This is a genomic window from Agaricicola taiwanensis, assembly GCF_014635245.1.
Classification (GTDB): domain Bacteria; phylum Pseudomonadota; class Alphaproteobacteria; order Rhizobiales; family Methylopilaceae; genus Agaricicola; species Agaricicola taiwanensis.
The window spans coordinates 122,808-135,304 of record NZ_BMCP01000001.1; the positions used below are offsets into that span (position 1 = coordinate 122,808).

Sequence of the window (12,497 nt, forward strand, 5' to 3'; positions counted from 1 at the left end):
AAACCATCCCCGGATTTCAGTTTAACTTAAAATCCCGATGAAATAGCCTTCGTGTCTAACTGCTTCGCACCAGCCTGCTGGCGAAAAAGCCATCGAGGCCCGAAAGACGCGGGTTTTCATGTGGAAAATGAGACGGCAGGGTCCGGATGTCGCCTTCATTGGTCACGATCTCGGCCCACGCCCCCACCTCCTGTGCCGTTACCGGCCGGCGGGCGAATCGCGAATCACGGGCGAGAAAGGCCGCGATCTGGTCTTCGCCCTCCTCGCGTTCGAGCGAGCAGGTGGCATAGACGAGCGTTCCGCCCGGAGCCACATGGTCGGCCGCAGCATCAAGGAGCCGCGCCTGATGGCCGGCAAGGGCCGCGATGTCCTTCTCCTCTTTCAGAAGGGCGACATCGGGGTGCCGCCGTATGGTGCCGGTGGCCGAACAGGGCGCATCGAGCAGCACGCCCTCAAACTGCCCGCCGTTCCAGTCCCCCGCGTCGGCCGCGACAGCCTCAACGGAAAAGCCGAGGCGCGTCATGTTCTCCTCCAGCCGCTGAAGACGCCGGCGAGAGCGATCGAGCGCCGTGACGCTGGCGCCATGAGCCGCCAGCTGAGCGGTCTTGCCGCCGGGGGCGGCGCAGAGATCGGCGATCCGCTTTCCGGCGATGTCGGTGAACAGCGCGGCAGGCAAAGCCGCTGCGGCATCCTGCACCCACCAATCGCCCTCTGCGAAACCGGGCAATTCCGGAACGACTCCCGCATCGGCAACACGCACGGTTCCGGTCGGCATGACGATGCCGCCAAGCACCTGCGCCCAGTGGCCGGGATCACCCTTTACTGAAATATCGAGGGCTGCCTCCGACCGCTCGGCAGCGGCGACGGCCTGGGCGATATCAGCGCCATAGGCCTTCACGCGTCGGGTCTGAAGCCAACGGGGCACATCCCGGGATGGATCCGACAGGATGGGCACAAACTCGTCTTTCTGCCGTGCCACGTTGCGCAGCATGGCATTGACCAGGGGAGCAAAGGGCTTGGTTGCCCGGTGCGCCTGCGCCTGATCGACCGCCAGCGAGACCGCCGCGTGATCCGGCACATCCAGGAAGAGGATCTGGGCGGCGCCCGTGATCAGCATGGCCTCCAGCGGACCGGAACCACCGCCGGGCAGACCCTTCGCCAGCAATTGATCCAGGATTGCTCGCAGCGAGCCGATGCGCCGCAAGCTGATCCCGGCGATAGCACGCGCCAGCGACCGGTCCCGGGCGTCGAGGGCGACCAGAGGACCGCCTTCCGCCTCCAGCTGCTCGTCGAGCGGCTGTTTCCGGCGCAGGACGCCATCGACGAGAATGGTGGCGGCCCGCCGCGCGGCGAGCCCTTGTGATGGTGCTTCGGGCTTGGGAGCGCGATGCCAGACTCTGCTGCGTGTCATCCCCAGGGACCGCGACCCGATGCGCCGCCGCGACCCCAGGGCCCGGAAGGCCTGGACGCGGGTTGGGCCGGCCGCGCCACCGTCGGCCCGGCCACGCCCATCTCCTGCGCAAGCTGCTGCAGGGCGGCAACGCGATTGTTGGTGTCGGGGTGGGTCGAGAACAGGTTATCCGCCCGCGCGCCCGAAAGCGGATTGATGATGAACATATGCGCGGTCGCGGGGTTGTGCTCGGCGGGATTGTTCTCCACCCGCCGCGCCGCACCGGCGATCTTCTGCAGCGCGGAAGCCAGCCACAACGGCTGGCGGCAGATCTCGGCGCCCATGCGATCGGCCGCATATTCGCGCGTGCGGCTGATGGCCATCTGCACCACCATCGCTGCCAGCGGCGCGAGGATCATCACCAGAATGGTGCCGATGATGCCGAAACCGCCGTTGTTGTTGTCGCGGTTGCCGCCGAAGAAGAAGGCGAAATTCGCCAGCATGGAGATTGCGCCGGCGATGGTCGCCGTGATGGTCATGATCAGCGTGTCGCGATTCTTGATGTGCGCGAGTTCATGCGCCATGACGCCGGCGATCTCTTCATAGGAGAGCGATTGGAGCAGCCCGGTGGTCGCCGCCACGGCTGCGTTGTCGGGGTTGCGGCCCGTGGCGAAGGCGTTCGGCTGCGGATTTTCGATGATGTAGACCTTGGGCATTGGCAGCTGCGCATTGGCCGAGAGCTGCTGCACCATGCCGTAAAGATCCGGCGCGGAGCGGGCGTCGACCTCACGCGCGCCGTACATCCGCAAGACCATCTTGTCGGAGTTCCAATATGAGAAGATGTTCATCGCCAATGCGACGGAGAAGGCGATCATCAAACCGCCCTGGCCGCCGATGACATAGCCGACGGCCATGAACAGCGCGGTCATCCCCGCGAGCAGCATGGCAGTCTTCACATAATTCATGGTGTCGTCCTCGTGAGAAGCAACATCGCTCCGAATGACCTATATGTTGGGCGAAGGCGATCTTTACGCAAGCGACACCATGACCGAAACAGAAACTCCACGCCCCCCGCGCAAAGTGCTGACACCTGAAGCCGAACGCGCTCTGGCCGAGGCACAAGCCCGCCGGGCCGACATCGACGCCCGTGAGAGGACCGCCCCGCCCGAATATCACGGTCGCGGCGGGAAGGAACCAGTCCGATACGGCGACTGGGAGGTCAAAGGCATCGCCAGCGATTTCTGACCTCAGATGCAAAGGCTGCGGGCGACCGTCTGGGCCATCATCATTCTGGGCCTCCTGGGCGCAGCCGCCTGGTTGATCATGAACATCGAGCGCCTGCGGCCGCTCGATCTCAAAGCCCCGCCTGACTTCCTCACGGGTCTGCACCTCCAGCGCCTGAAGATGGATGCGCCGCGCTGCCTGGCGGTGCTGGACGAAGGCAATGTCGATGCACAGCCTGCGACGTCGCGAACCATGCAGAACGGCTGCGGGTATGATGATGCCGTCGTGTTGCGCGGTGATCCCGTCGGCTACGGAGGAGCGGTGACGCTCCGGTGCCCCGCCGCGGCAGCCCTCGTCATGTGGCAGCGTCATGTGGTGGCGCCGGCGGCGCGCCAGCATCTGGGAACGGAGGTGACGACGATCCGTCAGCTCGGCACCTATTCCTGCCGCAACATCAACAATCGCGAGACCGGCCGCCGCAGCCAGCACGCCACGGCCAACGCCATCGACATCGCCGGATTTGCCCTCGCCAATGGCGACAGCGTGAGCCTGTTGCGCGACTGGGATGACACGGGCGCGAAAGGCCGCTTCCTGCGCGCCGTACGCGACGGCGCCTGCCCGCTTTTCGGTGCCGTTCTCTCACCTGATTACAACGCCCTCCACGCCGATCACTTCCACTTCGACATGGGGCTTTATTCCGTGTGCCGTTGACGTCAGTTGGTGACGATGACGGGCGCACCCACCCGCACGCGGGCGGAAAGGTCGAGAATATCTTCGTTGAGCATGCGGATGCAGCCATAGGAGGCCGCGGTGCCGATGGAGTTGCGCATGGAGGCGCTCGTCCCGTGGATGGCGATTTCCGGCAGGCTGAGGACGAGCGCGGCCGCGCCCATGGGATTGTTTGGCGCGCCGCCGGGAATAACATCCGGCAGATGTGGACGATCACGCTTCACTTCCGCCGGCGGCGACCAGGCCGGCCTCTCGCGCTTGGACGTGATCCGGGCCGTACCGGTCCACTGCTTGCCCCGTTGGCCCACCGCCACGCGATACCGAAGGGCTCGACCTTCGTCGAGAACGTAATAAAGCCGTCGTTCCTGATTGCGGATGACGATGGTGCCGGCCTTGAACCCGTCAAGCCGCACCACCTCGATGGCTTTGGCCGAGCTGACACTGGCGACCAGCACAGCCGCGCCGAAGAGACAGGAGAGAATACGCAACGCCCCATTCCCAGCAGGTGATCGGGGCGGATCCTATCTCAAGGCATATATTCCGGGGGGACTTTCGCCCAAACTGGTTAAGCGGCTCAGGCGGCCGGCGCCTTCGACACCATGACCTTGTCGATGCGGCGACCATCCATGTCGACCACCTCGAACACATAGCCATCGATCTGCACGCTTTCGCCCACCTCCGGCAGGCGCCGCAGGGCCGAGATCACGATGCCGGCGACCGACTGCACGCCGCGTTCGGTGGCAAACTCGACCCCCAGTCGCTCCGACAGATCGTCCACCGGGGTCAGACCGTCGACGAGGTAAGAGCCGTCACTGCGCTCCACCAGCATGGGATCCTCTGCAGAGCTCGAATCCGGGAAAGCGCCGACAATCGATTCCAGGAGATCGAAGGACGTCAGAACACCCTCGAACTGGCCATACTCGTCGTGAACCAGTGCCATGTGAAGGGGCGATCCCCTCAGCGTCTCCAGCGCGTCCAATGCATCAAGCGTGTCGATCACCACGGGCGCGGCTTCCACGCAGGATGCCGCGTCACCCCCGTTCATCAGCGTCTCGATCAGCCGTTTGGCGACCACCACGCCTTCCACGGCATCAAGGCTGCCACGCGCCGCCGGAAGCCTGGAATGGGGAGTTTGCCGGAGATCGGCGAGGATTGTCTCGCTGCTCTCATCGAGATCGATCCAGTCGATCTCATGACGTGCCGTCATGACGGCACGCACTGAGCGTTCGCCGAGGCGCAGCACGGCGGAAATCATGCGGCGCTCTTCCGGCTCGACCACACCCGCCGTTTCCGCCTCCGCAACGATCAGCCGGATTTCGTCTTCCGTTACGCCTGATGAGGCGCCATCATCGCTCTTGAACAAGCGGAGCACCAGCTTGCCCGATCGGTCGAGCAGCCAGACCAACGGGGCGGCCGCGATGGCCAGGAAACGCATGGCGGGCGCCACCGTGGAGGCCACGGCCTCCGGATTGCGCAGAGCCAATTGCTTGGGAACCAGTTCGCCGATGATGAGCGACAGATAGGTGATGGCGGCCACGACGATGCCGACACCGAGCGTGTCGGCGGCACGTTCCGACAGACCGGCGTCGATCAACAGCTCCGAGAGCCGCTGTCCCAGGGTGGCGCCGCCGAAGGCACCCGAGAGGATGCCGACGAGCGTGATGCCGATCTGGACGGTGGAGAGGAACCGGCCCGGATCCGCTGCCAGAGCCTGCGCCGCTTTGGCGCCGGAACGGCCGGAACGGACAAGAGCTTCAAGGCGTGCAGGACGGGAAGAGACCACAGCGAGCTCGGACATGGCGAGCACGCCATTCAGCACGATCAACGCGCACAAAATCAGAATTTCGAACATCGAAAGGGTGTGAACCCGCTCCAAGAATAGGGCGGGACCATATCAAGCACCCCACATCAAGCCAAGAGGTTCTTTGGCTTGATGTGGGAAGTGGTTGATGTGCGACCGGCCTTCCCGACGATGCTTTGCGAGATCAGGCCGAAACGCGCTTGTTCTGCCTGTTGGCGATGAGATCATCCACCACACCGGGATCGGATAGCGTGGAGGTGTCGCCGAGGCTGCCGTATTCATCCTCCGCGATTTTGCGCAGGATGCGGCGCATGATCTTGCCGGAGCGCGTCTTGGGGAGGCTTGGGGCGAACTGGATGAGATCGGGCGAAGCGATGGGTCCGATGTCCTTGCGCACCCATTGCACCAGTTCCTTGCGCAGCTCCTCGGAAGGCTCCTCGCCAGCCATCAGCGTGACATAGGCATAGATGCCCTGCCCCTTGATGGAATGGGGATAGCCGACGACCGCCGCCTCCGACACCTTCGAATGGGCGACCAGCGAGGATTCAACCTCGGCCGTGCCCATGCGGTGACCGGAGACGTTGATGACGTCATCGACCCGGCCCGTGATCCAGTAGTAGCCGTCATCGTCGCGGCGGCAGCCGTCGCCAGTGAAGTAAGCGTTGGGATAGGTGGAGAAATAGGTCTCCATGAAACGCTGATGGTCGCCGTAGACCGTCCGCATCTGGCCAGGCCAGCTGTCGGTGAGGATCAGGTTTCCTTCGCAGGCGCCCTCCAGCACCTCGCCTTCGGCGTCCACGATCTTGGGCTGCACGCCGAAGAAGGGTCGTGTCGCTGATCCCGGCTTCAGCGCGGTCGCGCCTGGAAACGGGGCGATGAGAATACCGCCGGTCTCCGTCTGCCACCAGGTGTCCACGATCGGGCAGCGGTCCTCGCCCACGACCCGGTGGTACCATTCCCAGGCTTCCGGATTGATCGGCTCGCCCACCGATCCCAAAAGGCGCAGGCTCTTGCGCGAGGTCTTCTTCACCGGCTCGTCACCCGCCTGCATGAGCGCGCGGAGCGCCGTCGGCGCGGTATAGAAGATCGAGACCCCGTGCTTGTCGATCACCTCCCAGACGCGGGACACGGAGGGATAGTTTGGCACGCCCTCGAACAAGAGAGAGGTAGCGCCACAGGCAAGCGGCCCATAGACCACATAGGAGTGACCGGTGACCCAGCCCACATCGGCCGTGCACCAGAAGATTTCGGCATCCTGGTAGTCGAACACATATTGGAAGGTCATCGAGACATAGACGAGATAGCCACCCGTGGTGTGCAACACACCTTTCGGCTTACCCGTCGAACCCGATGTATAGAGGATGAACAGCGGGTCTTCCGCCGACATCTCTTCCGGCGGGCAATTATCCGATACGTTCTTGACCGCCTCGTGATACCAGAGGTCGCGGCCCTCCGTCATGCTGACAGCGGCGCCGGTGCGTTTCACGACGATCACCGAGGTAACCAGCGGACTCTTCGCCAGCGCGGCGTCCGCATTTGCCTTCAGCGGCACCTTTTTACCCGCACGAAGACCTTCATCAGCGGTGATGAGGCAGGTCGAACCGCAATCCTCGATGCGTCCCGCGAGGCTGTCGGGAGAGAAGCCGCCGAAGACCACGGAATGCACCGCGCCGATGCGCGCGCAGGCCAGCATCGCATAAGTGGCTTCCGGGATCATGGGCATATAGATGGTGACGCGGTCGCCTTTCTTGACGCCCTGGGCTTTCAGCACGTTGGCCATGCGGCAGACCTCGGTGTGGAGCTGCCGATAGGTGATCTTCGCGTCATCCTTGGGGTCGTCGCCTTCCCAGATGAAGGCGACCTGATCTCCTCGGGTGGCCAGGTGCCGGTCGATGCAATTGACCGAGAGGTTCAGCGTGCCGTCTTCAAACCATTTGATCGAAACCTTGCCCGGCGCGAAGGAGACGTTCTTGACCTTGGTGTAAGGCTTGATCCAGTCGAGCCGCTTGCCCTGTTCCGCCCAGAAGCCTTCGGGATCCTTGATGGAACGGTCATACATGTCCCGATATGCGGCCTCGTCGATGAGAGCGCGAGCCGCCCAGTCCTGCGGAACAGGATAAACCTTCTCTGACATTCCATCCTCCCGATAGGGCAGCGCCTTAGCTCGACGCGCCTGCTTGTCCCGGCATTATGATAAGCTGACCCAACAGCGGCAAGACAAGCTGTTCTGCGACTTTGGTCCTGTTTGAAGCGTGAGGCTCCCCCGGACGGATTCGCCGTGGCCTATGAAGCGCCTGCTGGGCCATCCGGCTTACGGGCCATGAGCGCCGGATCGGCGGGGCGATGGCGAGGGAAGAAAGGCTTCAGAAGCCGGCAAGGCCGCCCATGCGGCAGACCTCGGCCCACTCGTCGGGTTTGACCGGCTGGACGGACAGCCGCATCGACGTCACCAGCGCCATGTCCTTCAGAGCGGGATTGGCCTTCACCTCGGCAAGCGTCACAGGCCGGGGCATGTCCGAAAGTGCCCGGATATCGACGCAGTCCCACTGCCCGGTGGTATCGGTCGGGTCGGGATGGGAAAGCGCGCAGACCTCGACTACGCCGACGATCTCCTTGCCGGCATTGGAATGATAGAAGAAGCCGCGATCGCCAAGCTTCATGGCGCGCATGTTGTTGCGCGCCAGATAGTTGCGGACGCCGTCCCAGTACTGGCCGGCGTCCCCCTTGGCCTTCTGCATATGCCATGACCAGACGTCAGGCTCGGATTTGAAAAGCCAATATTGCACTGGTCAGGTTAGCCCCGTCATTCGGTGTCGTGACTATGAGATCCGTCGAGCTGCAGGCCGAGGATCTGCGGATCATCCTCTTCATCGTCACGGAGGTCGATGTAACCGCCGCTGATGAGCTCCGCAGTGGTGATATATGTGCCGAAGAAGCCAGCGACTTCAAGAGTGCCGTTGACCAGGAGCTCGGCATTGTTGCCGACGATGATGTAGACTTGGCCGTTGACCTCGAGCTTGACCCTCTCGGTGGTCGAGCCCGGAAGAATGGTCGCGGTGCCTCGAGCCAGCGCATCCATCACCTTGCCCAAGGCAACTTGCTTCGTTTCCGTGATTACAGGCTCGGCAGAATCCTCGGTGCCGGCCAGAACAGCAGCCATGTCGATTATCGCCGTGCGATCCACGGGCTCCTTCGGAAGCACGTAACCCGAAGCGGGTGCGATATTGAGTTCCTTGAGCACATCGCTCGCAGACATCTTTCCACTTGCTGCGATTTCAAAGGCCTCGACGTCGTCGCTGTCATCGACCAGAGCATTGGTCAAGGCAGACGTACCCGGTGAAATTTCCATGTGAACCCCCTTAAGATTTCAAAACAATGCAGTTTACCAGTGATGATAACACTTCCTTTACCTCAAATTCCCTCAGACTACAAGAAGAACAATAGAAACATGTGAAACCAATCGCCGACTTTGTCGCGGTAAAGTTAAAAACTGGATTAGTATAGTTAATTTTCGGCGCGCAGTGGGCGATCCAGCAATAATTCGACCGCATGGTCTGGGGATGCCCGCCCGGACAGAACGGCCTCCACAGCAGATGCGATTGGCATATCGACGTTGTGCTGCGCCGCCAGCGCCAAAAGCCCTCGTGCCGTAAAAGCTCCCTCCGCGAGCACATCCGGCAGCGGCAGACCTGATCCGATGGCATGCCCAAGCGCGAAGTTGCGCGACTGGGGGGAACCCGCCGTCAGGATCAGATCGCCAAGGCCTGAAAGGCCCATCAAGGTTTCCGGCCGGGCACCGAACGCCTTGCCGAGCCTGCGCAGTTCGGCAAAAGACCGCGCCACCAGAGCGGCTCCCGCGCTGGCACCCAAGCCGCGCCCCGCGGCGATCCCCGCAGCGATCGCCATGACGTTCTTCGCCGCGCCGCCGATCTCGACCCCTGCAACATCATCACTGTGATAGATGCGGAACGTAGCGGAGGCCAGCGCGGCGCCGATGCATCGGGCATGCTCCAGCGAGGATGCCGCGACGGTCACGGCGGTGGGCAGCCCGGACGCGACATCCGAAGCAAAGCTCGGGCCGGACAGCACCGCCGGGCGCCCTTCCGGAATTTCCTCAGCCAGGACCTGCGTCGGAAGCATCAAGGTGTCGCGCTCGATCCCCTTGGCGCAGGAGATCAGGGTGGCGCCGCCGCGAACATGCACCCGAAGCTCGGCTGCAACACTGCGAAGGCTCTGGGCCGGCACAACAAGGAGGACAAGATCGTTATCGGCCGCCCTGGCGAGATCGGCCGTGGGGGCAACGGTGTCGGCAAGGCGAATGTCCGCAAGATAGCGTCTGTTCTCGCGCAGGTTTGTCAATTCCGCCACCTGCTCCGCGCGGCGCGCCCAAAGCGCGACGGAACGACCGGTGCGGGCGGCCACATTGGCAAGGGCCGTTCCCCAGGCTCCCGCACCGATGACACCGACAGTAGTCGCAGAATCCAGCACATTCTTCACAGTCATGGCGAGATCACGCCTTCGCGCCTGGAGCTGCCGCGGCGGCGTCGAGAGGCCAGCGCGGCCGGCTGGCGAAATCCAACCCGTCATGCAGGCCGAGAAGAAGCCTTTCGCTGCCGGCCCAGGCGATCATGGCGCCATTGTCGGTGCACAGCTCCGGCGGCGGGGCGATCATCTGCGTGCCGCTGTCGTCGGCCAGCTTCTGTAGCCCCCGCCGCAGCGCCTGGTTCGAAGCGACGCCGCCGGCAATGACGAGCGCTGTCGGAATGTTGCCGGTATATTCCTGAAAGCGCTTGATGCCCACCCGCGTGCGATCGACCACGATGTCCATGGCCGCCATCTGGAAGCTGGCGCAAAGGTCGGACACATCGGTGTCGGACAGCGGCTCAGCCTTTTGCGCGGCCAGCCGCACGGCCGTCTTCAGTCCCGCGAGCGAGAAATCCGGTTCCGGCCGACCCATCATCGGTCGGGGCAGGGTAAAGCGCTGCGGATCTCCCGACGCCGCCCATCGTTCCACCTCCGGCCCGCCGGGATAGGCAAGACCCAGCATCTTGGCGACCTTGTCGAAGGCCTCGCCCAGGGCATCGTCCACCGTCGTCCCGATACGGCGATAGCGCCCGACGTCCAGCACCGCGACAAGCTGCGTATGTCCGCCGGAGGCAAGAAGCAGCAGGTAAGGAAAAGAAACGCCATCGGTCAGCCGCGCTGTGAGCGCATGGGCCTCGAGATGATTGACGGCGATGAACGGCCGCTCCAGCGCCAGCGCCATGGCTTTGGCATAGGTGACCCCGACCATGACGCCGCCGATCAGGCCCGGGCCCCCGGCTACCGCGATGGCGTGCAGCGCGCTTCGTTTGACGCCGGCATCCGACAAAGCCTTCGCCACGATATCGTCGAGCAGATCGATGTGCGCGCGAGCCGCGATCTCAGGCACCACACCGCCGTAATCCGCATGCTGCTCGATTTGAGACCGCACCACATTGGACAGGATGCGGCCGGAACGCGCTCCCTCGTCACGCGCCACCACGGCGGCGGCGGTTTCATCGCATGTTGTCTCGATGCCAAGGATGAGCATTAGGCGGGCGGCTTCCTGTTGCGGATGCTGCACCCTATAGTCCACCCGGCCACACTCGCAACGATACACTGCACCGAACTGACGGAATCCATGACCACGCCTCTTCTCACCATCGGCACGCGCGGCTCTCCACTGGCGCTGTGGCAGGCGAATGCAACCCGCGCGGCTTTGGTTCGCGCCCACGATCTGAATGAAGCCGATGTCGCCGTTGAGGTCATCCGAACCACAGGAGACACCATCCAGGATCGGCCGCTTTCGGAGGCCGGCGGCAAGGGCCTTTTCACGAAGGAGATCGAGGACGCCCTTCTCGACCGCCGCATCGACCTTGCCGTGCATTCCTCGAAGGATATGCCAACCCATCACCGGCAGGGTCTTGTCCTTTCCGGCTGCCTGCCGCGCGCCGATGCGCGGGATGCCTACATCGGTCCTGGCCAGGGACCCGCCGATCTGCCGGAGGAAGCCGTGGTCGGCACCGCTTCGCTGCGGCGCCAGGCCCTGGTCCGTCGCCTGCGGCCGGACCTGAAAGTCGTGCCGTTCCGCGGGAATGTCGAAACCCGCCTGCGCAAGCTCCGCGAAGGTGAGGTCGCGGCCACCTTTCTCGCCATGGCCGGCCTCATCCGGCTGGGCCTCGATCACCATGCCCGCCCCCTGGAGACCGATGACTTCCTGCCCGCCATCGGCCAAGGCGCCATCGGGCTGGAAATCCGTTCCGGCGACACCCGCGTCCAGGATCTTCTGGCGCCGATCCTGGACGCCGACACCGGTATCAGGCTTGCTGCGGAGCGGGCCTTTCTCGAGGTTCTCGATGGGTCGTGCCGAACACCGATCGCAGGCCTCGCCGTCATCGAGGACGGTCTGCTGTCCTTCAAGGGTCGCGTCTTGACTCCGGATGGCGAAAGGATGTGGGAGGCCTTCCGCAGCGGAGCGCCGGAAGAGGCGGCCCGGCTCGGCGCCGATGCCGGACATGAGATCCGGTCCATGCTGCCTGCCGGCGTGCTGACCTGGGTCTGAAGATCGTGCATGTCCTGGTGACCCGGCCAAGAGCCGATGCGGAGCGCACCGCGCGCCGGCTTCGCGGCCTCGGACATGACGCCGTCGTTTCACCTGTCATGGCCATCACCGCCTGCCGGCCCCGCCCGGATATCGCCGCTCTGGCGCCGCCAGATCTGGTGCTCGTCACCAGCGTCAATGCCTTGCGGGTGCTGGCGGATCATCCGGACCGGCACCTCCTGCTGGAACGCCCTCTTCTTGCCGTCGGTCGCCGCACGGCCACCGTTGCGCGCCGGCAGGGGTTCCGTCATGTGGACGCCGCCGAGGGGGATGCCGTCTCGCTCATCGAACAGGCGAAAGCCAAACTGCCGAAAGGCGGACGGGCGCTGCATCTTGCCGGCCGCGATCGTGCGGCGGATCTCGCCGCCGCGCTCGCACCCTCGGGCATCGATGTGGATCTCGCCGTTCTGTACGAGGCACAGTCGATACCGCACCTGACGGAGCGGGCGGACAAGCTGCTGCGGGCCGGGGCGCTTCATGCGATCCTTCATTTTTCAACGCGCAGCGCGGCGCTGTTTCTCGCCCAGCTCCAGGGCGACGTGAACCTGGTGGAAAAGGCGGCCTTGCTCAGCCATCTGTGTCTGTCGTCGAAGGTGGCAACGGCATTGAAACCTCTCGGCGCAAAGACTGTTCTCATCGCACAGCGCCCCGAGGAGCGGGCGCTGATCGATCTTTTGCCGCGCCTCGGCTCGCCATCAGGAGAGTGAGTGGCTATGACTTAAGCGGCAGGA

At 64.0% G+C, this 12,497-nt stretch carries 13 protein-coding genes; 4 read left to right on the forward strand and 9 right to left on the reverse strand.

Features of this window, described 5'->3' with window-relative positions; genetic code table 11:
• Window positions 1–55: 55 nt before the first annotated feature.
• Both IEV58_RS00575 and htpX read right to left on the reverse strand, forming a co-directional pair.
• The gene (locus tag IEV58_RS00575) at window positions 56–1,411 is read right to left on the reverse strand and encodes an RsmB/NOP family class I SAM-dependent RNA methyltransferase (RefSeq protein ID WP_188407733.1); all 1,356 of its coding nucleotides are present in this window, start codon (window positions 1,409–1,411) and stop codon (window positions 56–58) included.
• On the reverse strand, window positions 1,408–2,355 hold the full coding sequence (htpX, locus tag IEV58_RS00580) for a zinc metalloprotease HtpX (protein ID WP_188407734.1): 948 nt from the start codon (window positions 2,353–2,355) through the stop codon (window positions 1,408–1,410). The genes IEV58_RS00575 and htpX overlap by 4 nt, the downstream gene beginning before the upstream one ends.
• A gap of 34 nt (window positions 2,356–2,389) precedes the next feature.
• On the opposite strand from htpX, the gene IEV58_RS00585 reads away from it, so the two are divergent.
• On the forward strand, window positions 2,390–2,635 hold the full coding sequence (locus tag IEV58_RS00585; RefSeq protein WP_308790713.1) for a DUF1674 domain-containing protein: 246 nt from the start codon (window positions 2,390–2,392) through the stop codon (window positions 2,633–2,635).
• A gap of 6 nt (window positions 2,636–2,641) precedes the next feature.
• Window positions 2,642–3,325, forward strand: a complete 684-nt coding sequence (locus IEV58_RS00590) for an extensin-like domain-containing protein (RefSeq protein ID WP_188407735.1) — start codon at window positions 2,642–2,644, stop codon at window positions 3,323–3,325.
• A gap of 2 nt (window positions 3,326–3,327) precedes the next feature.
• Here the strand turns inward: IEV58_RS00590 and IEV58_RS00595 are convergent, their stop codons facing one another.
• The 7 genes from IEV58_RS00595 to tsaD form a co-directional block, all read right to left on the reverse strand.
• Complete coding sequence (locus tag IEV58_RS00595; RefSeq protein WP_188407736.1) at window positions 3,328–3,831, reverse strand: L,D-transpeptidase; 504 nt, start codon at window positions 3,829–3,831, stop codon at window positions 3,328–3,330.
• An 86-nt stretch (window positions 3,832–3,917) separates the two neighbouring features.
• A complete protein-coding gene (locus IEV58_RS00600; protein WP_188407737.1) occupies window positions 3,918–5,195 on the reverse strand; it encodes a hemolysin family protein in 1,278 nt (425 codons plus the stop codon).
• A gap of 133 nt (window positions 5,196–5,328) precedes the next feature.
• Window positions 5,329–7,278, reverse strand: a complete 1,950-nt coding sequence (gene acs, locus IEV58_RS00605) for an acetate--CoA ligase (RefSeq protein WP_188407738.1) — start codon at window positions 7,276–7,278, stop codon at window positions 5,329–5,331.
• Between the two features lie 229 nt (window positions 7,279–7,507).
• Window positions 7,508–7,930 carry an EVE domain-containing protein gene (locus IEV58_RS00610; protein WP_188407739.1) on the reverse strand — a complete coding sequence of 141 codons (423 nt, stop codon included), beginning with the start codon at window positions 7,928–7,930 and terminating at the stop codon, window positions 7,508–7,510.
• A 17-nt stretch (window positions 7,931–7,947) separates the two neighbouring features.
• The gene (locus tag IEV58_RS00615) at window positions 7,948–8,493 is read right to left on the reverse strand and encodes a hypothetical protein (protein ID WP_188407740.1); all 546 of its coding nucleotides are present in this window, start codon (window positions 8,491–8,493) and stop codon (window positions 7,948–7,950) included.
• A gap of 155 nt (window positions 8,494–8,648) precedes the next feature.
• Window positions 8,649–9,647 (reverse strand): NAD(P)H-dependent glycerol-3-phosphate dehydrogenase, encoded by a 999-nt coding sequence (locus IEV58_RS00620; RefSeq protein WP_188407741.1) that lies wholly within the window; start codon window positions 9,645–9,647, stop codon window positions 8,649–8,651.
• 7 nt (window positions 9,648–9,654) lie between these two features.
• Window positions 9,655–10,716, reverse strand: coding sequence for a tRNA (adenosine(37)-N6)-threonylcarbamoyltransferase complex transferase subunit TsaD (gene tsaD / locus IEV58_RS00625; protein ID WP_188407742.1), 1,062 nt, complete (start codon window positions 10,714–10,716; stop codon window positions 9,655–9,657).
• 90 nt (window positions 10,717–10,806) lie between these two features.
• On the opposite strand from tsaD, the gene hemC reads away from it, so the two are divergent.
• Both hemC and IEV58_RS00635 read left to right on the forward strand, forming a co-directional pair.
• Complete coding sequence (gene hemC / locus IEV58_RS00630) at window positions 10,807–11,727, forward strand: hydroxymethylbilane synthase (RefSeq protein ID WP_188407743.1); 921 nt, start codon at window positions 10,807–10,809, stop codon at window positions 11,725–11,727.
• A gap of 17 nt (window positions 11,728–11,744) precedes the next feature.
• A complete protein-coding gene (locus tag IEV58_RS00635; protein WP_188407744.1) occupies window positions 11,745–12,473 on the forward strand; it encodes a uroporphyrinogen-III synthase in 729 nt (242 codons plus the stop codon).
• Window positions 12,474–12,497 lie beyond the last annotated feature (24 nt).